This window comes from Providencia sp. PROV040 (assembly GCF_032706145.1).
Taxonomy (GTDB): Bacteria; Pseudomonadota; Gammaproteobacteria; order Enterobacterales; family Enterobacteriaceae; genus Providencia; species Providencia hangzhouensis.
Genome location: NZ_CP120530.1, coordinates 2847565 through 2874400, shown reverse-complemented (window position 1 = coordinate 2874400; position 26836 = coordinate 2847565). Strand labels below are relative to the sequence as shown.

The following is a 26836-nucleotide window of genomic DNA, read 5'->3' as shown; positions in this document are numbered from 1 at the left end:
AAATTAAAATGAGGAAACTGCAATGGAACAGAAGCAGTATTGGCTTGGTCTACCTAAGCATTTGTTTTGGGGTTTTATTGCCATCGCTATCTTTATGAGTGGTGATGGCTTTGAAATGGCTTTTTTATCAAAACATATTACTGATTTAGGGTTTACACCGGCGCAATCCGCGATGGTATTTACTGTCTATGGTTTAATGGCAGCCGTTGCGGCGTGGGCATCTGGTGTTGTGGCTGAAATTATCACCCCCCTAAAAGCCATGATGATCGGGTTTATTCTCTGGATTGTCATGCATGCCTTATTTATGGCATTTGGTCTCGGTATGAAAAGCTATACCTTGATGCTGTTATTCTATGGTATTCGTGGGCTGGCTTATCCATTGTTTATTTATTCATTTATGATGATGCTGGTGCAAGTCATCCCTCGAGCGCATCTTGCTGCGGCTACGGGTTGGTTCTGGGCGATGTACTCGGTAGGCATTGGTGTTATCGGCAGTTATCTGCCTAGTTTTTCAATCCCAATGATGGGTGAAACAGGAACATTATGGATGGCTATCGGTTGGGTCGCTATTGGTGGCGCAATTGCTTATTTTAGCCTACGTAACATTCCAGTTGATCGCTCCAAAGTTAATTTACCCATGAAAGATAAAATGGCTGAATTGTCGCGGGCTGCCACCATTTTATTTACCAACAAAGACATCTTTATGGCAAGTTTAATCCGCATTATCAACACTATTTCGTTGTTTGGTTTTGCAATCATCATGCCATTACTCTTTGTTGACCGATTAGGATTCACCATCTCTGAATGGTTACAGATTTGGGCGGTTTTCTTCTTTGTCACTATTTTTACGAATATTTTTTGGGGAATTGTTGGTGAACATATTGGTTGGATCCGCCAAGTTAGGTGGTTTGGGTGCCTAGGTATGGCAATATCCAGCTTAATGTTTTATTACTTACCGGTTTATTTTGGTCATAATTTTGCCATCGCATTAATACCCGCCATTTTATTAGGTATTTTTGTGGCTGCATTTGTTCCAATGACGGCGGTATTCCCAAGTATTGAGCCACACCATAAAGGTGCTGCGGTCTCAATTTATAACCTTTCAGCGGGGCTGAGTAATTTTGCTGCACCGGCAATAGCCAGTTTAGTATTGCCTTTCTTTGATATTGTGGGTGTTGTTTGGGCATATACAGGTTTGTATATCTTTGCAGGAATACTGACATTCTTTATTAAAGTGCCACAACCCGGCTTTGAAAATAATCGCAAAATAAAACCAGCTAAGGTAGCGGCTGAACAACAAACTAGTCATTAAATTACTTTATCTATTACTCATTAAACCCTGTAGGTAGTGAATTATCTATGGGGTTTTTCTTTGTTTAAATAAACTTTATTGCCAAAACAAACTAAATTGGAGATGAAGGGATATCATCCTTTTCAACAGCAATATAAAGAGAAACGGTTTAAAAATAAAATAAAGTAGAATATTTCCTATAAATAGAAATATTGGTCATATTTATAAGGTGATTTTTCATCTTATTACGATATTTATTGAAAATACAGCCATGGACAATAGAATATAATTTCATAGATTAAAAAATCAACTATAGTTGATTTGTTTGTAAATAATAAGTTAAATGACATAAAATATTAGCTTATAAACCTGCATTTAGAGAATATTAAGGTGCTTGACCCCTTTCAATGTTATATCTGACTATTTAGTTCACTGCATACCTTTATTCCAAGCTGTTTAAATCCTGTTTGGCTCTCTATACATCTAAATTTTCGGTGTTATGATGAATTTTGTTGCAATTTCGTGTATTTGTAGCGAAATACTCTCTATATTGGTGTTTTGTTGCGCCAAATAAAATTTATAATCTAACCTTAATTAAAATTAATAGTTTTCAATACCAAAAAATAATCTAATAAAAAAAGATAAGTGCGGGGAAAAAGTTATGTCACAGATGTTAGCTCTGTTTCTGATAGTGGGGATATTATATATTGGGGATGCTATAGCCGTTAGAACTAAGGCTTGGATCCCCTCCGTATTTGTATGCGCAGTGCTCTTTCTTTTAGGTTATTGGACTATTTTCCCAAAAGATATTGTGAGTATTGCCGGTATTCCTCAAGTCGTTGCGGTTACCTTAATGTATTTGTTAATTACAAATATGGGAACCTTATTATCGTTAAAAGAATTGTTGCGCCAATGGAAAACTATTCTTATCTCCTTAGCTGGGATTTTAGGCATTATTTTCTTGACCTTTATTGTCGGTATTGCCTTATTTGATTTAAATACTGTATTAGTTGCAGTTCCTCCGTTAGTTGGTGGAATCGTTTCTTCGCTAATTATGTCAAAAGGTGCTGCTGAGGCAGGTTTAGTTGACCTTTCGGTTTTCGCTATTTTAATTTACGTTATGCAGGGGTTTGCAGGTTATCCACTCACTGCCGTGATGTTAAAAAAAGAAGGGCGTCGAGTTCTAGAAAAATATCGCAATGGCCAATGGCAAGAAACATTATCTGTTGATGGCGCAAAAGATGTTGAAGTTAAAGCAGTGGTATCTGAAGATGAAATGCCACGTATGTTCAAGAAAATCCCTAACCACTATAACACCAGCTATTTTAAATTCTTACGCTTAGCTGCGGTAGGGTATTTGGCTTATTTAGCCTCATCTTTTGCAGCCCCTTATGTGAGTATTAGCCCATTTGTGTTGTGTTTATTATTTGGTGTTATTGCCTCTTCGTTAGGTTTCTTAGAAAGACAACCATTACAAAAAGCCAATGGTTTTGGGTTCGCCATTATGGCCTTAATGTTATTTATCTTCGATACATTAAACCATGCGACTCCTGATATGTTATTGCGTCTAGTTTATCCGATGGTGGTGTTAATTAGTGCAGCGGTTATTGGAATGTACCTTGCATCATGGGTGGTTGGTAAAATATTAGGCGTTACCAAAGAAATGGCGTTTGCTGTTGCTCTAACGGCTTTATATGGTTTCCCTGCTGACTACATCATTACTAACGAAGCGATCAACGCATTAACGAAAGATGAAAAAGAACGCCAAGTATTAACTAGCCATATGTTAGGGCCGATGCTAGTTGGTGGCTTTATTTCTGTGACCATGGTTTCTGTTGTATTAGCAGGTATTATGGTGGCTTATATTGTTCCAATTGCAGGGTAAAAAATAATGGAAACAAGTACTTCAAGAATTCAGCGTCATTTAGAACAGTTAGCAGAATACACCGCAACACCGGGGCAGGGCACTACTCGGATGAGCTATAGCGAACAAGATAAACAAGCGCGTGATTACCTAAAACAAGAAATGCGCGCTTTAGGATTACAAGTTCGAGAAGATGCTATTGGTAATATTTATGGGCGCTTAGAAGGCCAGCAACCTGATTTGCCTGTGGTGATTGTGGGTTCTCATTTTGACTCTGTTCCTCATGGCGGGGCATTTGATGGCCCGGCAGGGATTGTTACAGGTTTGGATGTCGTAGCGCGTATTCGCGAACAAAACTTAACTCCGAAATATCCCTTAGAAGTCATTGCCTTGGTTGAAGAGGAAGGGACCAGTTTTGGCCGGGGATTGATGGCTTCAAGTGTGATAACGGGTTTGATTGGTACAAAAGAATTATACCAACTCAAAGATAGGCAGGGTGTAAGTGCGGCGCAGCGTATGGCAGAGGCAGGGTTCAATGCTGATCATGCATCACAAGCTGTGCTCGACCCTAAAAAGGTCAAAGCATTTTTAGAATTACACATCGAACAAGGTCCGGTGTTAGAACAGGCAAATGAAGATATAGGGATCGTAGAAACTATCGTAGGTATCAGTCAGTTAGAGATTAAACTGACAGGTAAAGCAGGCCATGCAGGTACTACGCCGATGAATATGCGAGCCGATGCATTAGTGTGTGCAAGCCAAATTATTAGTCATATTCCTGAACTAGCAAAGGCGGCAGGGGATAATACGGTTGCGACCGTAGGCCGGTTATCAGTATTACCTAATGGGGCGAATGTCATCCCAAGCGAAGTCACTTTTAGCGTCGATATTCGCTCTAAAAATGACATTTCGTTACGTAAAGTGATTGAACAAATAATCGAATTAACAGAACAGGTTAGCAATTCGTTAGCGATTTCAAGCGATATTGTTCAGCCGTTATATGTTCAGCCAACGGAGCTCAATAGTGATATTCATCAACTAATGCAACAACATGCCAGCGACCAAAACTTACGTTTTCGTTCAATGGTCAGTGGCGCGGGGCATGACACTATGATTTTTGCAGGCATAACTCAAACGGGACTGATATTTGTGCCAAGTCGTAATGGGTTAAGCCATCACCCAGATGAATGGACGGATTATGCACAAATCGCGCGAGGAGCAGATGTGATGTTTGCTACCGTTAAGTCATTAATAGAATGTTAATTAATAAGTGAGCCAGATTCAGTATCTGGTTGAGCAATAGGGTAAAAGGTAGAAAAATGATTAATAAAACAATTACAGCCGCAATCAAAAAATATACACCTGAAATGATTGCTTTTCGTCGAGATCTACACGCTCACCCTGAGCTACCGTTTGAAGAAGTACGCACCACGCAACGTATTGCTGAAGAATTAGACAAAATCGGAATCGAGTATCGGCTAACCGAGCCTACCGGTGTTATTGCGGAAATTAAAGGCGGTAAGCCAGGTAAAACAGTTGCTCTGCGTGCAGATATAGACGCATTACCAGTTTTGGAGTTGAATGATTCATTAGAATATAAATCGACTATTGAAGGCAAAATGCACGCTTGTGGTCATGATGCACATACGGCAATGCTATTAACGGCAGCCAAAGCATTGTATGAGGTGCGAGAAGAATTAGCCGGCAATGTGCGTTTAATTTTCCAACCTGCAGAAGAGATTGCTCAAGGCGCATTAGCCATGATCAAACAAGGCGCAATCGAAAATGTGGATAACGTTTTTGGTATGCATATTTGGACAACCACACCATCAGGAAAAGTATCTTGTAATGTGGGTGGGTCTTTTGCTTCTGCTGATTTACTGAAAGTCACTTTTAAAGGCCGTGGTGGTCATGGTTCTATGCCAGAAGCAACTATTGATGCAGCAGTTGTTGCTTCAGCATTTGTCATGAATTTACAAGCGATTGTGTCCCGAGAAACCTCATCTTTAGACTCAGCCGTGGTCACGATAGGTAAAATGGATGTCGGGACACGCTTCAATGTTATTGCAGAAAATGCAGTATTGGATGGTACGGTACGTTGTTTTGATATCGAAACTCGTAACCGCATCGAAGCTGCGATCCGCCGTTATGCCGAGCACACTGCGGCTATTTATGGGGCGACTGCACAGGTTGATTATATCTATGGGACATTACCGGTTATCAATGAGGAGCGCAGTGCGCTACTGGCTCAATCAGTCATTTCACAAGCTTTTGGTGAGCAAGCTCTGATTAACGAAAGACCAACACCGGGTGGTGAAGATTTCAGCTTCTACATTGAAAACATCCCGGGGTGCTTTGCTCTGTTAGGCACAGGAAATGCCGAAAAGGACACTCAATGGGCGCATCATCATGGTTGCTTTAATATTGATGAAGACACGATGGCAACAGGTGCTGAACTTCATGCCCAATATGCGTGGAGTTATTTACAGCAACAGGAGTTTTAATTGAGCATGTTAATGCTATTAGGGCTAGTTATTTTACCAATACCGGGATTACCACTAACCCTACTGCCTATTTATTTTGGTTATTAAGATAAGTTAAGAGTGCGAGTAGCGGCCACATATTTGGCTGCTATTCGTTGTGATGAATAAAAATAGCTTCTCTTAAGCGCTGTTGTTGTTCAAAACGTTGTTCTTGGTTGATTTGCGGGTCATGGGATAGCTGCATCAGCATTTCATTCATCTTATGAACTGAATTTTCATCAATCAATTGGCTTACTTTTTCAACAATTTCATCATAGTAGGGCATAACACAGGCTCCAATTAATATTCACTAAAACTATAATAACGCAAAATCTATTGGGCTGGATAGGCGATTAATTTTGTTTATCGATCACCATAACTGCCATTGTATTCGGTTCTAAGGCTCGCATTATATGTGGCTCATCTCCGGGGTAGTGAATATAGTCCCCAACTTGTAGCTCAACAGGGTTATCCAATGGGCCGACTAACGCTCTGCCAGACATAATAATGATGTGCTCGCTGACGCCATGCATATGAGGTTCTGAAATACGATCACGACCGGGCTGGGCAACCACAGTATAAATATCACGTCGCGAATCTGCGGGGGCTGATGAGAGTAAAAAGGCCAAATAATTCGCGTGTTCGGCACTGATCGGTATCGCCTCCCCATGGCGGATCACAGTGACAGCTTCTTGCTTTTCTTCAATTAATCGTGCGAAAGGAATATCTAACGCTACACAAAGTGCCCATAAGGTTTCAATACTTGGGTTACCACTACCCGATTCCAATTGAGAAAGTGTAGATTTAGCGATACCCGCTTTGCGAGATAGCTCTGATAGGGATAGCCCGCTTTTTTGTCTTTCACGAACAAGGGCTTTTGAAATCAACTCAATGGGAGGTGAAGGTAGATTCAATTTTAATTTTCCTATTTAGATTGCACTTTATACTATCTATCGACATAATGAACAAACGTATTATATATCGAACGGTCTAGGGATGCTAACTTCAATAAGCTCAAAGCTAAATCATAGCACAGTGAAAAATATAGCTCTTGTCTGTTTTGCTGACTTAATTGTTGGCATTTCTTATGGTGCATTGGCGCTTTCACAGGGATTTGACTGGTGGATACCAGTGACTTTATCTATTTTAGTGCTCGCAGGGGCGTCCGAGTTTTTGTTTATCGGCGTGATTTTTGCTGGTGGAAGCCCGTTTTCTGCTGCACTCGCGGGGCTATTAGTCAATTCACGACATATCCCCTTTAGTTTTGCGACTAGTGATTTAACGGGGAAGGGAGCAAAGTCGCTACTGGGCTATCATATTATGAACGATGAGAGTGTTGTGTTTGGCTTAGCTCAAGAAACTGAATCAGAAAAACGTGCGGCTTTTTGGTTGTGTGGGATAGGTATTCTATTGTGTTGGCCAATTGGTGTTGTGATAGGTGAGGTATTGGGCAGCTTTATTAATGATACTCATATATATGGCATGGATGCGATGTTTCCTGCGATTATTTTAGCGCTTTCATTGCCTGCGTTATCGGATAAACGCCTGCGGTTAACCGCCGTTATCGGTGCAGTTATCGCTGTTGCAACGACACCGATACTACCAGCGGGGATCCCTGTATTACTGGCATTATTGAGCTTGGTTGTTTATATAAGGAAATAATAGTGACAAATAACCCGTGGTTAATTATTAGCGGAATACTGCTGTTGGCGGTTGGTACTTATTTAATGCGAGCATCAGGGGCTTTGCTACGCGGTCGAGTAGTCCTTTCGGAGAATAGCAAAGTATTATTTTCAGCAGCAGCCATTGTTATTTTATTTTCAGTTGCGGCAACGTCTACGTTATTTTCAGGTGATGAAGTTTCGGATTGGCCTAAAATTGTAGGGGTATTAGTGGCAGGTGTACTGACTTGGTTTAAAAAACCATTTATTATCATTGTGTTGTCAGCAGCGGTTGTTACTGCGTTACTTAGGTTCATTTGATTAGCGGCTAATCTACTTAGTGCTTAAATTGAATAGCAATTAATTTAAATTGTGTTACTTGCAATAGCGTGTATTTATGTAAGTTATATAAGCCAACAGATAAAAAAGTGGCCCCGATTCGCAGAAGGCTGGGGCCACAGAAACTTACTCAGTTAGATCTTTAATTGTTTCAGAAGAGCCATTTTTTTGGACAGAGGCAATCCCTTTAAGCGCAGATTGCTTAGATGCATACATTTCACTTTTTGCAATCACTTCGTGATTTGCTGCTTTTAAAACGAAATAGTAAGGCTGAGCAACGTCTTTAGTGGATTTTTTTAATTCATAATAATACATAGCAGTCACTAAGTATCACTCTTAGTCACTGGTTGATATTTTTATCTTTAATAATCATTATGTTATTTCTGGTTTCTTGTGTTTTCATATCAGCGGCTGTCATAAGTAGTCACTTGCAATCATAAAAATTATGTACATAATCGTGTACATAATTTGTGGGGTATTACATTTAAGGAAATATAATGGCGCTAACAGATTCATGGCTCAGATCGACAAACGGGAAGCCACAAGAAAAAATGATGACAAAATCTGATCGTGACGGGCTATCAGTAAGAGTAACGCCAAAAGGTAAAATTATCTTCCAGTTTCGCTATCGATGGGACGGGAAAGGGCAGAGGATTGATATAGGAAGTTATCCGGCCACATCGCTAAAAGACGCAAGAGAGTCTGCGTTAATTTATAAAGGGGAGCTTGAACAAAATAGAAACCCAAGAGTAGTCAAAGCAATAAAAAAAAGCGATGCAATAACCGCTCACACAGTGAGATCAATTATTTCTCTTTGGTATGAAAAGTTTCTTAAATCGGCACAGATAAAAGCTGATGAAATTCACCGTTCATTTGAATTACATGTATACCCAAAAATTGGTGACTTACCACATGACGAAGTAAACTTACAAACATGGCTTAGCTTGCTTGAGGGTATAACGGAAAAAACCCCCTCAATTGCTGTAGTTATTTTGAATAATGCCAAAAAGGCTCATTTTTGGGGGTATAGTAGAGGAGTAATCAAAAATAGACCTCTTGATGGCATGACTTCTTCATCTTTGGGAGTAAAGCAAAGTATAGGTGAGCGTACTTTAACAGATGAAGAGTTAATCCTATTATTTAAATTTATTGATCAAAAAAACTATAACCCTAGAAATGAAATTTTATTAAAACTATGCTTATTATTTGGAAACCGTGTAGGTGAACTATTAAAGGCTAAAAAAACTGATTTTGATTTGGAAAACAATATATGGACCGTCCCACCTGAAAACCACAAGCGTGGCAGACGCTCAGGTCGACCTTTAATTAGAGCTATTATACCGGCAGCTAAAGAATTAATTGAAAGAGCTATGGATATAAGTAGAGGAGAGTATTTGTTTACTATATCTACCGGAAGAAAAATGAAGGATGGGGGGCATGGGCGAATCGTTGAGGTTATGAATGTAAGAATGTCAAAATGTATTGAAAATTATAAAACATGGTCAATCCATGACCTACGTAGAACAATGAGAACTGGGATATCAGAACTTACAGACCCTCATGTTGCTGAGATAATGGTTGGCCATAAATTACCGGGTGTTTGGCAAACCTATGATAAATTCACATATTTAAAACAGCAACATGAGGCATATGAAAAGTGGTGGGATAAGGTACTTAAAATTGTTTACCATTCTCCCAATCAATAATATCCTGCATTAACCAGCTAAGCTGGTCAGCCCTAAATCTTGGTTTTGGGAAGCCTTCACGCCTTTGCTTCCCGTTACCCGCCCATAAACGGATAGCATGAGGGGTTAATCCGTATCTACTAGCTAGCTCATCTGTCTTTATATAAACATGTTCTTTTTTGGTGCTCTCGTTTTCACTTACCATAATTACCTCCACATATCTGCCGCATACAGATTTAAAAATTAAATATCGTCGTTAACTGGTTTAATTAAATGCTGGTGGATAATGCTCACCATTAAGTGTTTATATTTCATTGCTAGTCCTTATCTATGGGGTGTATATTAAAATTACAGTTATTTGATTTAGTAACTTGTGCCAAGGAGGCTAAAATGAGACGTAATAGAGATAACACAACCTGGGTTGATGTGGCATCTTGTCTATTTAGAGGCATTAGCTGTCTCATCGGTGCTTTGGCTATAATCATGCTTTCTGTTTTGGTGCTCTTAGCACTGTTTTACGGATTGAAGTAAAAGTAATCCAAACGATTAAAACAATTCATCAGTCTTTTAAATTTATCGACTATAGTTAATTTGAACTTTCCAAGTTTTGAATGAGTTAGCCGACCTACCTGCGTCGGCATTTTTTTATCTGGTTATCCTTGATAAATTCCATGCCTTAACTATTCTTAAACTGCATACACAGATAAATTATAAACATATCTAGACACCCCTTGCCGTCCGCTCTGTGGCGGCAATTTTTTATTACCACCTCTGTTTTATTAAACACTCGATATTGATTTATGTTCATTAACTATGCTAAAAAGCTGATACTTATTATTACAATTAAATCACTCATCAAGATTCCCTTACCGCCTCCGTCATGGCGGTATTTTTTTAATTCATTTTGGCAAATAACCGATTGAATTGTAATTTACAGCGACGAATGCAGCGTCCATGTAGAGTTTTCATGGCAAGCCCCTTAATGATTTGTAAGTTAATTTCATTTCTTGATAAAGTTTTGTACCTTCACCAGCATCGTAAAGCTCTTTCCATTTATCCCAATTATCGATAACAGCAGACCATTGGGGTGAGCATGCTTTCATTTCATGTAATTGGCTTGCTAGCTCAGGTACGGCTTCTAGTAATCGAATGCAGCGGCCTAAATCAGCACCATCCCAAGGGTAATGATGTGGAGCGCTAAATTGACCAGAAAGAACGGAAGCCATATATTTTGAACTCGCCCCTACATCGTCACTAGCAAGCCATGCAGTAAGCCCCATACCATCAGAAACCTTAACGAGTGGTTTTTTAAATTCGTAACAAACCAAATTTGCGGCCTTAATAATGGCATTCATATAACGAGGTTCAGCAGGTATGCCGGGTATTTGTTTTTCAACTTCGCTCGATATTGCAGCAATTAAATCAATTTGATTAATATGCATAATTAATACTCCACACAAAATTTAGATAATAAGAGTCTGTCTCTTAATAAAGAGAATTAAATTCCTTGGTGTTGGTTAAGTTATTTAAATATTGGCTTCACCGCCAAGTGAATCAATTAATGCTTTTATTAAAATATTTAATTCTGAGACTATTAAGAAGAAATCAGCATCAAAGCGTTGGTTATAATCTTCTCGTTCGATATCATCATTAGTTTCTAAAAATGCAGAGTCAAATTTAATCTTAGATAAAACAAAACTATCATCAATACAGAAAGTAGTTCTATCTTCATAACCTAATGATAATTTAGTGACTAATTTACCCGCTTCAATATTCGTTTGAATTTCATCAGAAATTAAGTCTTGTTTAGTATATTTAGCAATTCCACCTTCTTCAAGGATGGCTTTCATTTCTTATTGTTCACCAAACACAAAGCCTTTTGGTAATTGTCCGCTTCTAACCCATTCTGTTAGCGTTAATTCAATAGGGTCTTTCATCGTTAACGGTACGACAGGCAGAGAATCAAGAGCCTTACGTATCATTGCAAAACAATCTTCAGCACGTCGATGTGACGATACTAGCGCAGCAATAAAGCCATCAGTAAGATTAACCCACACATCGAAACGGGTATGCTTAGAGAATGCACGAGGTAGCAGTTCCTGAATAACTTCATCTTTAATGGCTTGGCGTTCAGCTTTCTTTAATTTTCTACCCTGATCTGCTTCTAGCTTCTCAATTTTTTTATTTAACTCATTATTGATAACAGGAGTTGGTAGCATTTTATCTTCTTTAAAAAGAGATATAAGCATCTGGTCATTAACTTTATGAGTCAAACAATCAGAATTACCAATGCCAAGCGGTGGAATAAAACCAAAACGTTGCATATCAAGTGAACCGCAAGGCTCATATTTTAAATTTGATAACTGCTCTTCGATATTATTAAAATCAATATCGCGAGTTATCCGATAAATAATTAGGTTTTTAACATTAAAAGCACTCATGTGATAATCCTTAAATATAATTAACTCCACACAATAAATAAGACCACTGAGAAATAATGAATATATTTACCTAGTATGAACACTGAATATCAGTGGCCTTATGTATTATGAAAAAGGGCGGCACAACACCGCCAAAAACTACAAGGGTCAATCACTAGCAGTGGCAATACTATTTTCAGCTAAGATACGCTGATAAATTTCTTCACGATGTACAGCAACATCTTTTGGTGCTTCAATACCAATCCGCACTTGGTTTCCATTAAGCCCCAAAACAGTGACTTTAATATCATCACCAATCATTAAAGTTTCACCGACTCGACGAGTTAAAATAAGCATTCCCATACTAAGTACTCCACACAATTGAATCCTGTTAAGCACTAACAGTAACCTCACACATATCCATGCACTCTGCAATTTCTTCGTCGAGCTTTTCGAGTTTAGATTGCAGCTCATCACGCTCGTTGCGTAGTTTTTGCAGGTTATTAATTTGTTTGGCTTTTTCTAGTATCCACTCGCGCACATCATCCTGCGACATTGGCACACTAAAAGTAACGATTGGTTCATTTGAATTGGTTTGCATAATCTGACCTTATTAATGAAAGTTGTTATTAATTGTTTTCACCTAAACATCTTTAAGTTGTAATTTAGTTGTATTTAATGTCCTTGTCAACAACTTTATGTTGTTTGATTTAATTTAAAGAAAATTAAAGGATATACAAATAAATAGGAGAAACTATGAACATCAACCCGGCTTTCAACTACAAAAGAAATCGAGACAAGTTATTTGCTAACCTGATTTCGATTATTGATGGTGTTTTGTCCGATTGCGAACTATCAGATTCTGAGATTTTATATATCACGACATGGCTCTCCGATTCTGAAGTGATTTCTAGCAATCCATTTGTAATGCTTTTACAAGAGAGGATATCAAGGGTTTTAGAGGATGGAGTGATAACGGCCGAAGAAAGGCAAGAGATAAAGCAGACGCTATTAGATGTGCAGCGGGCTATAATGGACATGCCTAATGTTGATTTGTATTCTAAAGAGTCAGATATTAATCTGTTAAATGGGCTCTGCAAAGGGATTGTGGCAGACAAAGATTTAAGTATAGATGAAATTAACTACTTAGATTGGTGGTTAACTCAAAATGGGATGTTGAAAAGAAATTATCCCGGAAAGCATTTATATCAACTAGTTAAAACAATCAAGGAAGATGGGGTTATAGATCAAAATGAAAGCGATTTGCTATATAAAGCTTTAGTTGACTTTTCAGGCACGGATTTAAATACTGGGATTGTTGATGGGCTATCATGTCAATTACCATGCGACGAAATTGATTCCCTAGATCTATACGGAGCGTCTTTTTGCCTAACAGGAAACTTTGTTTTAGGCAAAAGGTCTATTGTATCAAAAATGATAGAAGATGCTGGAGGCTCCGTTACTGATAGGGTGACCCAGTCTACAGATTACTTAGTAATCGGAGGGTTATCCTCACGAGACTGGCGATATTCAACACACGGAAGAAAAATAGAAAAAGCCATTGATGATAGAGATAGCGGTAAGTCCAGCGTGAAAATTACGACTGAAGATATCTTAATGAAATACTTACCAGCTTCTTGATGACCAAAAAACCCTGCCAATTACATGAACTCTGACGACAGACTCACTTCTAGGTACCTGCTCGTCAGGGTATTCATTTTTATTAAAGCTCCGTATGATAAGCCCGCCGTCGGGTCTATATACGAGAATTTTTACACGCAACAGCACCCCATCCCTTATAGCGTAAAGATCACCATCTTTAATCTTTTTATTGCTAATATCAATAGCTACCAGATCACCGCTATTTAGTACTGGGTAAAGGCTATTGCCAATTATTTTAACGATTCTAGCGTTGCTAGCACTAACACCGTATTTACGTAGCTCATCCCTACGGAATGGGTATGTGTACTCTTCCGATTCAACAACTTCAGCATTAGCCCCGCAACCAGCGGCAAGTTCAATATCTAGCACTGGTATATCCACAAAATCAGCATCACTATATACAGAAACATCCTCCCATTCTTTTACTTCAAAGTCGGTCTTCTTTCCATTTTCGTCGTGAACACCAAATTGAAGCCAATGAGCGGAAACATTTACTGCCTTAGCAATGTCAGCAATTCTCCTAGGAGCGTTAGTTTGGCCTGATTCGATTTTTTGTATTGATTGTTGGCTAACACCAACTTTCTCAGCAAGATCCGCTTGGCTCATTCCTGCTTTTATTCTTGCCTCTAACAACCTTTTAGCTATCGACATTATATTCCCTCCCTCGTAATTGTATTTTACAACTTTAAGTGTTGAAGTTTCCAACATCTAAAAGTTGTCAAAGTTGTTATTCTGGATTAATATAAAGTTGTTAATAACAACTTAGGGGGAGTTATGGTGCACGTAACCAATGAATCATGCATTACTGGATTGCAGGCCGCAATAAATGCAGCTGGTGGACAAACGCAGTTAGCAAAGCGTATTAGCGAGCTTCTAAATAAACCAGTAAAACAACAACAAATATGGAATTGGCTCAACAGAAATAAAAGAGTTCCCGCCGATAAAGTGCTTGTTGTCGAGCAGGCGTCAGGTATTTCAAGAAGTAAATTACGCCCTGATTTATATCCATAACAATTAAAAGTTGTTATCAAATTTATCAGAGGAAAGTCGCTAAGTTAACTACAAGAATAACAACGGAATTGTAGATATGTGCAAACAAACATTAAAAGAAGTCGTGAAAGAAATGTGTAAAGCATTCCCTGGTGGTCGTTCAGCCATGGCTGGTGCATTAGGTATTTCTGAAACCACATTCAATAACAAGTTGTATGAGAAAAACGGCTGTCGTTTCTTTGAAAATGATGAGCTTGAAGCGATTGAAGAATTATCAGGCACTAAGTTGCTGGTGGAATATCACATGGATCGTCACTCGATGGTTCCTGCAACTAAAGTTGAGCCTGAGAATTTAGATACAGTCGAACTTTTTGAAATACGCATGAATCTTGGCGCTATGCAAGGTGCGTTATCTGTACTGATTCAAAACAGCATTTCTGATGGCGTTCTTACTGACGAGGAAATTAAGGCAATAGATCGCAAGTTAGCAAAGGTGTTTGGGTATGCTGCAGGGTTTATTGAGTCATTAAAAACGGTTTATGGGATTAAACGATGATGAGCATAGCTAGAAAGGTTGACGCCCCAGATATGCGCTCCGAGGCGTCGGGTGCTAATAACAACTTGTGTGGAGTAACTAGCATGAGCAGTTTAAACCAATTTCAACATAAAAAGCAATTTCGCTGCTTACCAATATCAAAATGTGGTCCGTTTCAATATGTAGAGATCATAACGTCAGCTGACGAGTCGGGCAACTACCAGACCGAACAACAATTTGTAGATAGCAAAGCCCTAAGAGATAGCTGGGCTAAATACTATTTCCGCAGTGGGAGAGAGGTTAGTGAGCAATGAAAAGCATAAAAACCTTAACCGTTACTTCCGAGATAGGCGCGGCATCGTCGTTAAAGTCATTGAGTGGGATCCGTACCAAAAACGGGTCATTTTCATGTGGGGCAATTATCCACATCGGTGCTTTGTTCCACTTTGGTTATTTCAACGTGATTACACAGAAGTCGAAGATTAAAAGTGGTGATAGGTATGGCAACTAACACATTTGATGTTGTGCAAGCAATGTCAGGGCATAAAAACGTAATTGTTATTCCTGTGCCTTACCTTGAGTTTTTTAAGGGCGATCAGCAAGCCCATGCATTGGCTGCAATACTGAACCAATTGGTATTTTGGTCTGGTGTTGCATCGAGTGCGGATGATGGTTGGTTTTATAAGAGCCATGAAGATCTTGCTGATGAAATTAAAGGGCTATCAGGTGAAGAACAGTCTCGTCGGCTGGTGGATAAATTACGTAAAAAATACTTCCCCGGCATCATTGAAACTAAGACTAAGAAAGTAAACGGCACTCCAGTAACGCACTATCGATTAGATGGTGATGCACTTATCTCAATGATTTTTCCTGCAATTTCTGAAACGTCGAAAGTGAGGAATGGAAACGTCGAAATCGACGAATCCAATCGTCGAAAATGCGGAATGGAAACCGCAGAAATGCAGAATCATGGAAACGTCGAAAATACGGATTCCTATCTTTATACAGATCTTAACTCAGATAATAACTTACAGATCAATAAATCCCTTTCGTCGCAGAATTCTAGCGAATCCAGCGACCAGTCAAAAATTGATTTTTTAAATCGTTACCCAGAGGCGGTGATTTACAGCACTAACTTCAAAAAATGGGGAACGGAAAAAGACCTAGAGTGCGCCCAATGGCTATTTGAGCGGAAACAATGGCTATTCAAAGAGCGTGGCATTGGTGAGCCTGATAAGCCTAACTTCACTGAATGGGCGAATACAGTTCGACTGATGCGTGAAATTGATGGGCGCAGCCACAAGGAAATTTGCCAACTTTACAAGCGCATTACCCTCGATGATTTCTGGCATTCAGTCATTTTATGCCCCTCCAAGCTTCGTGAGCAATGGGAAAAAGTTATTGTTAAGTTCGCTAGTGGACAAAAAGTGAGTGTTGACCCCGTAGAACGTGACAATGCTTACACACGGATCATTGGTTCAAGGCTAACTCCTAAAAACCGCATTGAAGAAATTGCAGCTGAATTAGCGGGCAAGCAGGGTGTTCGTAACATGTCGGATTTTGTAGGTCGCAAGGCGTGGGTAGGTATTTGGCAACAGGCAGCAGAACAAGCAGCGAAAGAGGTGACAGCATGATGCGTAGTGAAACTAAAACAATCTATGGCGTTGATGTGCTAGGCATGATCGCCATGTTCAAACAACTACGTAAATGGCGCACTATTCGCAAGCTTCGTAACAGATGGAATCAATCCCGTCGTGATTTAGTGACTTGCAGGAAGTTTCGCCACTTAAACCATCATGCTGACCATTTTCAAGTTCAGCAGCGTTATAAGCATATGCGCGAGTATGTTAAATCCCACCAGCAGCGGGGTGCTATCTAATGTCATTAACTTACGGATCTGTGTGCTCTGGCATTGAAGCGGCAAGCGTTGCTTGGGAACAATTAAGCATGAAACCTGAGTGGTTTAGTGAAATTGAGCCATTCCCTTGCGCTGTATTAAATCACCACTGGTCAGAAGTTAAAAACCTAGGCGACATGACCACTATTGCTGACAAATTGAAAGTTGGTGAAGTAACTGCGCCAGATGTGCTTGTGGGTGGCACTCCATGCCAAGCGTTTAGCGTCGCTGGTTTACGCGGTGGCTTAAGTGATGAGCGTGGGCAATTAACTTTATCATTTGTTGAATTAGCGGACTGTATTGATGAAATCAGAAAAAACGAAGGCAAAGAGCCAGCAATCATCGTCTGGGAAAATGTCCCTGGCGTCCTCAGTAGTAAAGATAATGCCTTTGGATGTTTTCTTGCTGGACTTGCCGGAGAAAGTGAAGAACTTAAGCCAACAGGGGGAAAATGGTCAAACGCTGGTGTTGTGTCTGGACCACAAAGAACTATCAGCTGGCGGATCCTTGACGCTCAATATTTCGGAGTGCCCCAACGACGTCGTCGTGTCTTCGTTGTCGCAACTGCTAGAAAAGACATCAGTGTCCCAGAAATATTATTTGAGCAAGCAGGCATGCGAGGGGATATTGAGACGAGCAGAACGCAGGCAGAAGCAATTACCAGTGATGCTGGAGAATGCCTTGCAAGCGGCAATCAAGTAACAGGAGCCATCTTAGCAAATTGTGGTGCTAAACACTGGTTAGGCAACCAAGAAGCATTCACTGGCGATTTTCATGTGGTTGATACGTTCCGTTTACAGTCATTTGGTCAATATACCCCAGATGATTCAGCGTCAACGTTAAGAAGCCGTGACGATAAAAGCGCGACTGATTTAATTGTCTTTAACCCGCAAGCTGGTGGAAAAACATCATCAACACTTGGCGCTAGTTCAGAAACTGTAGGTTGTTTACAGGCCTCTCAGCAACCCGCTATTGCATTAGCTGGCAATACAATTGGTCGCAAGCCTGAAAATGGACCCGCAGGAAGCGGCTTCAATGAAGATGATATTTCATACACATTAACTAAAATAGATGTCCACGGTGTTAGCGTTAATAACATCGTACGCAGATTAACCCCTATTGAATGTGAGCGCTTGCAAGGCTTCCCCGACAATCACACCAAAGTACCTTTCAAAGACAAATCTATTGATGATTGCCCAGATGGTCACCGCTACCGTGCTCTAGGTAATTCTATGGCTGTACCGGTCATGCGTTGGATTGGTGAGCGTATTTGCAATGCTGTAGCGCAGGCCATTCCGCAAAGTGATTACGTTAAAAAGCTCAATGCGTTGAAGTTACAGCCTACACACAAATTAAATGAAATTGGGGATCAGTGGCAATCACCCGAAAACCTCGTGTGTGGCATTAATTCAATCTATGGCCCATTCACCCTAGACCTATTCACTGACGGTGAAAATAGTAAGGCTCCCCATTTTTACACTGCTGAAGATAACGCGCTTACTCAAGATTGGTCAGCGAAGTTAAAAGAAGTTGGTGGTGTTGCCTTTGCTAACCCTCCGTACTCCCGTAGCTCATATCACGAAAAGCAGGCAATCACAGGTGTTCGTCACATTATGTCTCATGCTTCAGCAATGCGGGAGCTAGGTGGTCGCTATGTCTTTTTATTGAAAGCGGCAACGAGTGAGGTGTGGTGGCCAGAAAATGCAGATCACATCTGTTTTATCCGTGGGCGGATTGGTTTTGACGTTCCGAAGTGGTTTGTCCCATCAGATGAAAAACAAAAACCAACCGGTGCATTCTTTGCCGGGGCAATAGTTGTATTCGATAAAACATGGAATGGAAAAGCATTTGATTACATCAGCAGAGAAGAACTGGAACAGCGCGGTAAGGCGTTTATAGAGCAAGCGCAATGGTTAGCTAAAAAAATGGGGGTGGCAGCATGATAGGGAATTCTTCACAGAAGCGTCGTTATATGGAGTTTACTACCCATTTTAAGGGTAGAACCTTTGGTCGTGATGATTTGTTCAGCGAGTTCAATATGAAAAAACACTCTGGCGCAACAGCGATAATCAAGTCATTGCTGAATTATGGTTTGATTTATCAGGTAGAAAAAGGACTTTATCGTGTATCTGAGGATAGCGAGCAAATGCTAAAAGAGGGCAAGTTTCGCTCCCACAACGACTCAGCGAGTTTTATTACTGAGACAAAGTTATCCACGTTAGTTCAGAAATTTGATGAATTGCTGACGGGGGTTAGGCAGTGAAAAACAAAATGCCAGAAATTCACCAGTGTAAATGTGGCAGCGAGGATCTGCACATTCAAACCCTCGAATACCGCACTTGGTTTTATGTTTATTGTCATAGCTGTGGGGCGAAAGGCCCTGCAGTAAATGATAAGCCATCAGCAGTAGCAATTTGGAATAAGGTGGTGACGAATGGCTAGCAATAAATGCATGTTCTGTGGTGGTAAAGCAACCTTGCTGTGTGATTTTGTTCTTGGTTTTGATGCCGATGAGGATGAAAACGGCAATATGATAACGCTAAGGAAAAATCATACCTGCGATGCTCCAGTGTGTCGTGAGTGTGCAACATGGCAGAGCAATATCTTTTTTTCTGGCCCCGCTGGATTTATGGATACCGTGGATTATTGCCCAATTTGCCAATCATTATACGCAAAAGGCTTTATGGTTCGACGTCACAAGGGTGGCTTGCGTGAAGCGAGCTTTACTATCGAACAAGCTGAAATCATCCGAAAAGCACACTGGGGTAAATATTTAAATACAAATGGCAGGGCATTTTCCGTAGTTACAGGGGGAGGCCAAATATGCCTAGATCTTTAATCCTCGTACTGCCTTTTCCTCCAAGTGTTAATGCGTGCTGGCGGACTGTTCGTGGCACTATGATCATCAGTGAGAAAGGGCGTGCGTTTCGGGCTAATGCAATAGCAGCGGTATATCAGCAATTACGCAAAAGACCTGTGGCGATAGAAGAAAATGTATCTGTCATTGTGAAAATGTACCCTCCAACTAATCACAGAAGAGACATAGATAATTTTTTAAAAGCGCCATTTGATGCCCTTACCTATGCGAACGTATGGAAAGATGACAAGCAAGTAAGGCATGTAGATATACGATGGTGTGAAGTAGTAAAAGGTGGTCGATTTGAAATTGAAATAAGGCCCCTCAATGCAGAAGTGGAGAAAATGTCATGAATCACCAATGGATATTAACCCCCATCATTATTCCTGAAGTTAATGCTGTGATGTTTAGACCAGGAGTAAGCCTAAATTTGTTTAATGGCAGAATGCTGATCTCGACATTACCTGATGAATTAAAACATCAACCATCGGGTCTTATCTCTTTTTCTGGTCAATACCTCAGCGATTTGGTTGGTGATGAACAGATATCAAAACCTGCATTAAATTTAACCGTCGATCCTGAGCCACCAGCAAGCCTAATGCTAAAGCCAAAGTTTAAACGCTGGACAAGCGATGAATACCTTAAGTGGGTTAAATCACAGCCGTGTTGTGTTTGTGGCACCACAGCGGATGATGCTCACCATTTAATAGGTTACGGGCAAGGTGGAACTGGTACTAAAGCCCATGACTTGTTCACTATTCCATTATGTCGCATTCACCACAGCGAGTTGCATAAGGATCCAAACGGATGGGAAAGGGAGCACGGAAGTCAGTTGGTTTTGTTATTTCGATTCCTAGACCGTTCAGCGGCACTGGGTGTTTTTGGTTAATGCGTTGTGCGGAACGCAGTGGAGGGTTTTATATGCCAATTTATGCGCATGACTTGGAATATTTAAGCGATATGGCATGGGTAGCTACATCAAATTTAAGAGTAGCAACGAAGGGGCAACTTGCAGCATTTGAAGATTTTGGGTTAACAGATACTAGGACAACCCCAAGAATTAGAAAAAGGGATTTGGAATTAAATGGCCGCCTTGTTTGCCGTGATACGGATCCAGTTTATGTATTGGAAACTCGCAGTTGCCGAACTCCAAAGCCGATGATAGACCATGAAGATTTCTTACTGTGTTCATGGCGTAGGGCTATCAATGCGTTAAGTGAAGAGCAACACTCATGGATAAAGTATTGTTATGGGTATAGTTTAAAATTTGAGCATCAGGTTAATATTAGTGTTCACATATGGTCTGAATTTGAAAAACAGCATAAAGGTAAGAAAATAACCAAAAAGGTCAAAGAGAGATTGAGGTCATTGGTTTGGTTATCTGTTCAGGTTTGTACTGGTCGTGATTACTTACAAACTGACCTAGCGCGGCTGGTGGGTGTTGAACGTGACAATTGGAGTAAAAATTATCAAGCATATTGGGATGACATGCTTCAAATATGTTATGAACTAGATAAATGTGCACTGCTTTCTATGGGGCGTATGCGATTTAAACAAATCAATAAAAATAGGTACCATAACTTGCAAAAGTCAACAAAATAGGCCATATTTAAGGCCAATTTGGTATGTTGCCAAAATTATATATAAAACCTCGCAATTGCGGGGTTTTTTGTTATTATCTCTTTGGCTCATATATTGTTATCAAGGAGATTTAATGGCTATCGGATCGTTATCGCGAAGTGAGTTCCTTAATCGTTTGTATCAGGTTGTTAGGCCGTCTACGCCTATTGATAGCCCTGAGTTTCTCTTTGGTCGCAATAAACAAATTAATGAAATAACGGATGCTCTAATGGCTCCGGGAAGACATTCATTTATTTATGGTAGCAGAGGAGTTGGCAAATCATCTTTAGCTCATTCTGTTGCATATCAATTACAAGAAGAAGCCGATCCTATTTTATTGAGCTGTGATTCTAAATCTACATTAGAATCTATAATTTCCGAAGCATTGCGTAGAGCTATTGATGGTCATAAAAAAAAGAGTGATTGGTCTGCAACTATTACTCTTGGTTTCGCTGGAAATGGAATAAAGTTCGAGCATAAAAACACAAAAGAAGTCACGAATATCGAAATTTACGATGTTTCTTCCGCTGTATATGCTTTACAGCACCTAGAGAGAATCCATTCAGAAGTTCCTTATATTGTTATTGATGAATTTGACCGTATAGAAGCTTCTGAAGAAAGAGAAAAGTTTGGGACGTTGCTGAAGCAGCTTGGTGATAGGCGATGCAAGGTGAAAATATTATTTACAGGCATAGCTGAGTCATTTCAGGAGGTCTTGCATGGGCACGCCTCAAGCGCTAGACAAATACACGAGTTGAAGCTTGAGCCACTACCATGGGATGGAAGAGCTAATATAATTGAAAGAGCTTTTACTGAGTTTGGAATATTTATCCCTGAAGATCTAAAATTTAGAATTTCTGGTTTAAGTGATGGCTTTCCTCATTATGTCCATATTATATGTGAAAAAATATTATTTAACATTTTTGATAGAGAAGAAGATATCAGAGAAGTTAATTATGCAATGTTTATTGAAGGATTAGATAGTGCAGTAAGGTCGGTTGAGCAAAGTTTGAAGTCATCCTATAATCAGGCTACTGAGGCTAGAGATGCCCAGTATGCATATGTATTGTGGGCTGTTGCTGACTCTGCAGATCTACAAAGGAAAAAAGGTGACGTTTGGCAGTCATATCAAGATGTGTGTCAGCAATTAAAAATTAGTCCTTTGACTGACTCCGCATTCAGCAGAATACTTTCTTATTTAAAAAAGGAAGAATATGGAGGCGTTGTAATTCCAGCTTTCGCTGGTAAGAGGAAGGGCTGGTACCGCTTTAATGAAAATATGCTGAGAGGTTATGTTCGTATGCATGCTGAAGTTAGAGGGATTAAGTTAGACTTCCAGAAGAATTTTACTAGCAATGAGCCAACTGCGAATTCAAGGGTCAACAGTAGGTTTAGTAAAAGTTTTTCTCAGGTTGAAGCTGAAGTGGATTATCAACAAAGGCAAGAAAAAGAGCTTCTAAAAGAACTATCAAAAGAATATGCGAAAAGAAATCGCTGATACGATAAGAGTTATTACGTTACCACCTAGCTCATAAAATGAAACCTCGCCATTTGTGCGGGGTTTTTATTTGGATACCTTAGTTGTTTGGTTTAGAATCAGAAAATTGATTCATAACTTGGCATGATTTAAGGAATCCAATGACTAATGAAGCTGAAAGTCTAAGAACTAATTCTTTAAGAAATATTTCAAGAGCATTATCGCGTGAAGGGGCAGTTAATGAACTATTTCCAGCAATAAAAAATCAAAGTTTAAAAAAAGATGAAGTTGATTTTTTATTGGATTTTTTTGAAATAATTAAAGAATCTTTTGAATTATTCGTTAATAACGAAAGTAAAATTTATGAGGTTTGTATTATTTCAAATAAAGAAGACTTACTTATTAGGTCTAACACTAGAATGGAAATTTTATTTTCGTTTGTGGTGATTTTAAGGTATTTTATTGAATATTTAACAGTTCAACCTAATGGGTTTTATTATAATCTTTTTATTAGAAGTGTTTATTTTATAAAAAGAAATGAAGAATACTTTTATTTGCTAGATGATGATTTTGTAAAACAACTTAAATATTCTGTATATGAATATAAAAACCATATATTTAGCATGTTAATATATGATTTAAAAAATAAAGTTGAGCAATTTAATGATGTAAGGGCTGAATTCCATAAAATAGAAGACAACATTACAGAAAAGCATCAGGAATGCATAATAGCTGAAAGTAAGATTGTGGATTATAAATCTGAAATTGATAGTTTTTATAAAGAAAAATCAAAAAAAATACATGATGATTTAGAGATAAAAGAAGATAAAATTATAGAGCTGAAAAACTATTTGGAAAATCTGGGGGTGAAGTATAATTTTGCTGGATTAACAAAGGGGTATTCCGATTTCTATAGTGCGAAAAACAGAGAAAGATGGATTTCTTTATTTGTTCTTATTTTGCTGGCATTTTTGTCTTTAGTGCCACTAAGTTTTAAGTTAATTAATGAAACTGCAACTAAAGCATCTGATGTTAATGTGGTTCATTATTTAGGGTTTACGGCATTAACTATTATAGTTCTTTATTTTTTTAGAGTCTCACTTTTAAATTACAACTCAATTAAAGCTGAGCTTACTCAAATAAAGCTTAGAATGAATTTATGCATGTTTATTGATAATTATTCTGATTTCTCTAAGAGTAAGGATAATAGAGAGGCGCTAGAAAAATTTGAGAATATTATATTCTCAAATATACAGCCTAATGAAAATAATATACCATCAACATTTGATGGGCTTGAGCAGCTTGCATCAGTTATCGAATCAATTACTAAACGTAATAAATAATATTTTCGTAAAATGAAAAATAATAGGTCACTCAGGTGGCCTTTTTTGTTACCCAAATTTCAACTGAATTCATTAACCCACACTAGCTTCTGTAGCTGGTGGATTTCTATTAAATCAAGAGAACAAATCATTTATGAGCACATCAATAGGGATAACCCTCGGTGCTGCTGGCGGTGGCGCGATGGGCGGCTTCCTTATTGGTGCTGACTATGGTGTTGTGCTAGGGGCAGTTATTGGCGCTTCAGTTTCCGTCATTGCATCCAAAGATAATAACCGACGAAAGATATTCCATTTTATTTTGGCGCTCGGTGCGGGGATCCTCATTGCTAAAGAGGCTTCTGAATTTATCGCTCAAGTCTGGTCATGGGAAATTAGCCCTAAGATTACAGCCATTATTATTTCGGCATTATTAATCCCCGTTCTGGTGCTCGCTGCAAACAAAGACAACCTTAGAAAGTTGTTTAGTCGTATTGCAGCATCAATAGACCGAAACTTCAGCAGTATCGTACAGGCCATTAAAGATTGGCGAAATAAAGGGGGTAACTGATGGAAACCTTCTTAACTATCTTCATGGATTTAACAAGCTGGGTGGAGGTTCACCCGCTGGATGCTGCTGATATTTCATTCATGCTTGTTTCAGCCGCGACTGTATTTCTTTGTCGTTATGAGAAGCGAAGAGATTCTGTCGTAGGCACTATTTTAATTATTTGTTGGGTTTACCAGATATGGGAAACATTAGGTGGCGAACGAGTGTCAGCACCATCTGATGTTGTATTTGATGGTGTCTTTTTCCTCGTTATCTTTTCCGCTGGTGGCAACATCATGTCAATTGTTGTCATTAGTAAGTTAATGTCCCGAATCAAATCAATCTGGCTGCTAATTAAGCGGCCTTTTACTTTTATGGTGAAAAAATGACAGATCCTAAATGGTTAATTGAGGCTAAAAAAGAAATCGGTGTGTCTGAGCATACCGATTCAGGCTCGAAAGCTGTAGATCAGATGTGGATTGATAGTAAGTTGCGTGGCTTAGTTGGTACCGCCAAAGATGTTCCTTGGTGTGCTGGCTATGCTAATGCAATGCTAGAACGAGCTGGTATCCGCTCACCTCGTTCAGACTCTTCACAATCTTATCTAACATTTGGTATTAATCTGAATGAACCAAAATACGGTTGTATTTGTGTTGGCAAGCGTACTGGCGGTGGGCATGTTGGTTTTGTTGTTGGTATGGATAAATCTGGCAATCCATTGTTGCTGGGCGGTAATCAATCAGATGCAGTTAATATCAAAGCATTCCCAAAAGAGCGTGTTCTTTCGTACCGCTGGCCAGATGGGGTGGAAATTGATAACCGACCTCTGCCAATCGGTGACGCCGCATTGTCAGTGAAAGAGTCGTGACATGGGTTCGCTAACTAAAGCATTAATGGCCGCTTGTGTCATTTTGCTATTTTGGCTCTGGTGGGTTGCTGATGACTTTGACAAGTTGAATGATAAACACACTAAGTTAGAAAGTAGTTTCTCTAAGTTAAATAGTGATTTTAATGAGCAGGTTGCTATTAATGAAGACTACGAAAAGCGCATTAACTCCCTTCACGAACTCGACACCAAACACACAACGGAACTCACAAATGCAAAAGCTGAAATTGACCAGTTGCGTATTGATGTTATCAATGGCACTAAGCGCCTGCGGGTCAAAGCCGAATGTCCAAAGCCCGAAAACGGTTCCACCTCCAGCGTGGATGCTAGCGGATCCCCCTCCTTGGCGAGAGACGCTGAACAGGATTATTTCGATCTCCTTAAACAGCTTGAAACACTCGAAAAGCAATACCTTGGCTTGAGAGATTGGTACTTTGCGGAGTGTAAACGCTAATGGATAACCAAATGGTTGAACTTAATCAGTTAGTTGATGCAGTGCCCGGGTATAGAGATAGAGTTGATGCGGCTGAAAAGAAGCTCAGGGAAGTTATTAACTCAGATTATGAGGCTGGCATAGTCGCATTCACAAACATAGCCGAAGATATTACTCAAAAGGCCTCTAATTAGTTAGGGGCCTCTTCATTTATGGAGACAGTCATGTCAGATAAAAAAGAAATAGCCACCCTATCTATAAAGATATCAGTCGATAGTACTGACTTAGATAAGTTAGAAGCGCAACTAAAGCGTATTGAAGGGCTGATGGTTAGCACTGGGCTGAAGGAGCCAACAAGCGTAGGTTTTAGTGCTGATATGTTTATTTTTAAAAATGGTCAGGTGTTTATTGATGAAGCATTGATTCCAAGCGCAAAGATACAAGACCTAGTAATAGATGGTGCGCTTCGGCAAGCAGTACAAGAAGGCGCTAAAAAGGGGGCCGAGCAAGCGCGATTTGAAACAACCACAGGCATTAATGATAACAGTGTTCAAGTACCTGCTGAAATGGCTCTTAAAGCTTCCGCTGAAATTAGCCAAACAAGTGAAGTTATTTCTCGCGAGCAGTCAGAATTCGAAAAGTTTAAGCAACTGATTGAGGATAAGTTTAATTATTTGCAGTCTTCAATTACAGCCATACAGCATACGCAAGCTAACTCTGAGATAGCGAGTGCGAATGCTATTGAGCAAGTTCGCGCTGAGGTTCAACGTAAAGAACAACTTGATTTATAAAATTCTTCAAACGTCATTCACTGAGTGGCGTTGATAG

Annotated in this window: 34 protein-coding genes and 2 pseudogenes; 27 read left to right on the top strand and 9 right to left on the bottom strand. The window is 39.5% G+C overall.

Annotated features, from left to right (window positions below; translation table 11 throughout):
* The first annotated feature begins 22 nt into the window (after positions 1-22).
* From P3L40_RS13240 to P3L40_RS13225, 4 genes are all read left to right on the top strand, one after another.
* Entirely contained in the window at positions 23-1312 is a 1290-nt protein-coding gene (locus P3L40_RS13240) for an MFS transporter (RefSeq protein ID WP_004263579.1), read from the top strand.
* Between the two features lie 640 nt (positions 1313-1952).
* Positions 1953-3176 carry a hypothetical protein gene (locus P3L40_RS13235; RefSeq protein WP_004263585.1) on the top strand — a complete coding sequence of 408 codons (1224 nt, stop codon included), beginning with the start codon at positions 1953-1955 and terminating at the stop codon, positions 3174-3176.
* Between the two features lie 6 nt (positions 3177-3182).
* Positions 3183-4418 carry a Zn-dependent hydrolase gene (locus P3L40_RS13230; RefSeq protein WP_136134739.1) on the top strand — a complete coding sequence of 412 codons (1236 nt, stop codon included), beginning with the start codon at positions 3183-3185 and terminating at the stop codon, positions 4416-4418.
* A 56-nt stretch (positions 4419-4474) separates the two neighbouring features.
* A complete protein-coding gene (locus tag P3L40_RS13225; protein WP_180312000.1) occupies positions 4475-5659 on the top strand; it encodes an amidohydrolase in 1185 nt (394 codons plus the stop codon).
* A gap of 127 nt (positions 5660-5786) precedes the next feature.
* On the opposite strand, the gene P3L40_RS13220 is transcribed toward P3L40_RS13225, so the two are convergent.
* The gene (locus tag P3L40_RS13220) at positions 5787-5963 is read right to left on the bottom strand and encodes a DUF2526 family protein (RefSeq protein ID WP_180311999.1); all 177 of its coding nucleotides are present in this window, start codon (positions 5961-5963) and stop codon (positions 5787-5789) included.
* Positions 5964-6030: 67 nt separating this feature from the next.
* Positions 6031-6591: a helix-turn-helix domain-containing protein gene (locus P3L40_RS13215; RefSeq protein WP_136134741.1), complete on the bottom strand. Its 561-nt coding sequence runs from the start codon at positions 6589-6591 to the stop codon at positions 6031-6033.
* Between the two features lie 82 nt (positions 6592-6673).
* On the opposite strand from P3L40_RS13215, the gene P3L40_RS13210 reads away from it, so the two are divergent.
* Both P3L40_RS13210 and P3L40_RS13205 read left to right on the top strand, forming a co-directional pair.
* Entirely contained in the window at positions 6674-7339 is a 666-nt protein-coding gene (locus tag P3L40_RS13210; protein WP_094961251.1) for an AzlC family ABC transporter permease, read from the top strand.
* Between the two features lie 2 nt (positions 7340-7341).
* Positions 7342-7659: an AzlD domain-containing protein gene (locus tag P3L40_RS13205; protein ID WP_172767286.1), complete on the top strand. Its 318-nt coding sequence runs from the start codon at positions 7342-7344 to the stop codon at positions 7657-7659.
* A 144-nt stretch (positions 7660-7803) separates the two neighbouring features.
* On the opposite strand, the gene P3L40_RS13200 is transcribed toward P3L40_RS13205, so the two are convergent.
* Positions 7804-7992, bottom strand: coding sequence for a YegP family protein (locus tag P3L40_RS13200; protein WP_094961253.1), 189 nt, complete (start codon positions 7990-7992; stop codon positions 7804-7806).
* Between the two features lie 182 nt (positions 7993-8174).
* Between P3L40_RS13200 and P3L40_RS13195 the strand changes: the two genes are divergently transcribed.
* On the top strand, positions 8175-9383 hold the full coding sequence (locus P3L40_RS13195) for a tyrosine-type recombinase/integrase (RefSeq protein ID WP_272693223.1): 1209 nt from the start codon (positions 8175-8177) through the stop codon (positions 9381-9383).
* Here the strand turns inward: P3L40_RS13195 and P3L40_RS13190 are convergent.
* The 5 genes and pseudogenes from P3L40_RS13190 to P3L40_RS13170 form a co-directional block, all read right to left on the bottom strand.
* A complete protein-coding gene (locus tag P3L40_RS13190) occupies positions 9352-9567 on the bottom strand; it encodes a hypothetical protein (protein WP_196719043.1) in 216 nt (71 codons plus the stop codon). The genes P3L40_RS13195 and P3L40_RS13190 overlap by 32 nt on opposite strands.
* A 760-nt stretch (positions 9568-10327) precedes the next feature.
* On the bottom strand, positions 10328-10804 hold the full coding sequence (locus tag P3L40_RS13185; protein WP_272693224.1) for a hypothetical protein: 477 nt from the start codon (positions 10802-10804) through the stop codon (positions 10328-10330).
* 84 nt (positions 10805-10888) lie between these two features.
* Positions 10889-11803, bottom strand: a pseudogene (rdgC, locus tag P3L40_RS13180) (recombination-associated protein RdgC).
* Between the two features lie 147 nt (positions 11804-11950).
* A complete protein-coding gene (gene csrA, locus P3L40_RS13175) occupies positions 11951-12139 on the bottom strand; it encodes a carbon storage regulator CsrA (RefSeq protein ID WP_071548870.1) in 189 nt (62 codons plus the stop codon).
* A 34-nt stretch (positions 12140-12173) separates the two neighbouring features.
* Entirely contained in the window at positions 12174-12383 is a 210-nt protein-coding gene (locus P3L40_RS13170; protein ID WP_272693225.1) for a hypothetical protein, read from the bottom strand.
* 155 nt (positions 12384-12538) lie between these two features.
* Here P3L40_RS13170 and P3L40_RS13165 point away from each other — a divergent pair, with 155 nt between their 5' ends.
* Positions 12539-13423 (top strand): BRCT domain-containing protein, encoded by an 885-nt coding sequence (locus P3L40_RS13165; protein WP_272693226.1) that lies wholly within the window; start codon positions 12539-12541, stop codon positions 13421-13423.
* On the opposite strand, the gene P3L40_RS13160 is transcribed toward P3L40_RS13165, so the two are convergent.
* A complete protein-coding gene (locus tag P3L40_RS13160) occupies positions 13409-14098 on the bottom strand; it encodes an XRE family transcriptional regulator (protein WP_272693251.1) in 690 nt (229 codons plus the stop codon). The genes P3L40_RS13165 and P3L40_RS13160 overlap by 15 nt on opposite strands.
* A 120-nt stretch (positions 14099-14218) precedes the next feature.
* Between P3L40_RS13160 and P3L40_RS13155 the strand changes: the two genes are divergently transcribed.
* The 19 genes and pseudogenes from P3L40_RS13155 (at position 14219) to P3L40_RS13065 (ending at position 26799) form a co-directional block, all read left to right on the top strand.
* Positions 14219-14455 (top strand): transcriptional regulator, encoded by a 237-nt coding sequence (locus tag P3L40_RS13155; protein ID WP_096865218.1) that lies wholly within the window; start codon positions 14219-14221, stop codon positions 14453-14455.
* 76 nt (positions 14456-14531) lie between these two features.
* Positions 14532-14990, top strand: coding sequence for a YmfL family putative regulatory protein (locus P3L40_RS13150; protein WP_125892341.1), 459 nt, complete (start codon positions 14532-14534; stop codon positions 14988-14990).
* A 282-nt stretch (positions 14991-15272) separates the two neighbouring features.
* Positions 15273-15455, top strand: a complete 183-nt coding sequence (locus P3L40_RS13145) for a DUF4222 domain-containing protein (protein ID WP_048608719.1) — start codon at positions 15273-15275, stop codon at positions 15453-15455.
* 14 nt (positions 15456-15469) lie between these two features.
* Positions 15470-16603, top strand: a complete 1134-nt coding sequence (locus P3L40_RS13140) for a replication protein 15 (RefSeq protein WP_272693227.1) — start codon at positions 15470-15472, stop codon at positions 16601-16603.
* Positions 16600-16848, top strand: coding sequence for a hypothetical protein (locus tag P3L40_RS13135; RefSeq protein ID WP_226616963.1), 249 nt, complete (start codon positions 16600-16602; stop codon positions 16846-16848). The genes P3L40_RS13140 and P3L40_RS13135 overlap by 4 nt, the downstream gene beginning before the upstream one ends.
* Entirely contained in the window at positions 16848-18809 is a 1962-nt protein-coding gene (locus P3L40_RS13130) for a phage N-6-adenine-methyltransferase (RefSeq protein WP_272693228.1), read from the top strand. Before P3L40_RS13135 ends, P3L40_RS13130 begins: the two co-directional genes overlap by 1 nt.
* Positions 18806-19129 (top strand): hypothetical protein, encoded by a 324-nt coding sequence (locus P3L40_RS13125; RefSeq protein ID WP_272693229.1) that lies wholly within the window; start codon positions 18806-18808, stop codon positions 19127-19129. The genes P3L40_RS13130 and P3L40_RS13125 overlap by 4 nt, the downstream gene beginning before the upstream one ends.
* A gap of 171 nt (positions 19130-19300) precedes the next feature.
* Positions 19301-19705: a hypothetical protein gene (locus P3L40_RS13120; RefSeq protein WP_110592027.1), complete on the top strand. Its 405-nt coding sequence runs from the start codon at positions 19301-19303 to the stop codon at positions 19703-19705.
* A complete protein-coding gene (locus P3L40_RS13115) occupies positions 19690-20076 on the top strand; it encodes a RusA family crossover junction endodeoxyribonuclease (protein ID WP_110592026.1) in 387 nt (128 codons plus the stop codon). Before P3L40_RS13120 ends, P3L40_RS13115 begins: the two co-directional genes overlap by 16 nt.
* Before the next feature lie 197 nt (positions 20077-20273).
* Positions 20274-20612, top strand: a pseudogene (locus P3L40_RS13110) (DUF968 domain-containing protein); the annotation flags it as partial.
* Between the two features lie 32 nt (positions 20613-20644).
* Entirely contained in the window at positions 20645-21325 is a 681-nt protein-coding gene (locus tag P3L40_RS13105) for a bacteriophage antitermination protein Q (RefSeq protein WP_272693230.1), read from the top strand.
* Between the two features lie 112 nt (positions 21326-21437).
* The gene (locus tag P3L40_RS13100; RefSeq protein WP_206276644.1) at positions 21438-22841 is read left to right on the top strand and encodes an AAA family ATPase; all 1404 of its coding nucleotides are present in this window, start codon (positions 21438-21440) and stop codon (positions 22839-22841) included.
* Positions 22842-22981: 140 nt separating this feature from the next.
* Positions 22982-24163, top strand: coding sequence for a hypothetical protein (locus P3L40_RS13095; protein WP_272693231.1), 1182 nt, complete (start codon positions 22982-22984; stop codon positions 24161-24163).
* Positions 24164-24296: 133 nt separating this feature from the next.
* Entirely contained in the window at positions 24297-24710 is a 414-nt protein-coding gene (locus P3L40_RS13090) for a putative holin (protein ID WP_147675574.1), read from the top strand.
* Complete coding sequence (locus tag P3L40_RS13085) at positions 24710-25078, top strand: hypothetical protein (RefSeq protein ID WP_262960376.1); 369 nt, start codon at positions 24710-24712, stop codon at positions 25076-25078. Before P3L40_RS13090 ends, P3L40_RS13085 begins: the two co-directional genes overlap by 1 nt.
* On the top strand, positions 25075-25557 hold the full coding sequence (locus tag P3L40_RS13080) for a TIGR02594 family protein (protein ID WP_164565498.1): 483 nt from the start codon (positions 25075-25077) through the stop codon (positions 25555-25557). The genes P3L40_RS13085 and P3L40_RS13080 overlap by 4 nt, the downstream gene beginning before the upstream one ends.
* Position 25558: 1 nt before the next feature.
* Entirely contained in the window at positions 25559-26029 is a 471-nt protein-coding gene (locus P3L40_RS13075; protein WP_272693232.1) for a lysis protein, read from the top strand.
* Positions 26030-26040: 11 nt separating this feature from the next.
* Positions 26041-26202 (top strand): hypothetical protein, encoded by a 162-nt coding sequence (locus P3L40_RS13070; protein WP_272693233.1) that lies wholly within the window; start codon positions 26041-26043, stop codon positions 26200-26202.
* Positions 26203-26232: 30 nt separating this feature from the next.
* Entirely contained in the window at positions 26233-26799 is a 567-nt protein-coding gene (locus P3L40_RS13065; protein ID WP_272693234.1) for a hypothetical protein, read from the top strand.
* Positions 26800-26836 lie beyond the last annotated feature (37 nt).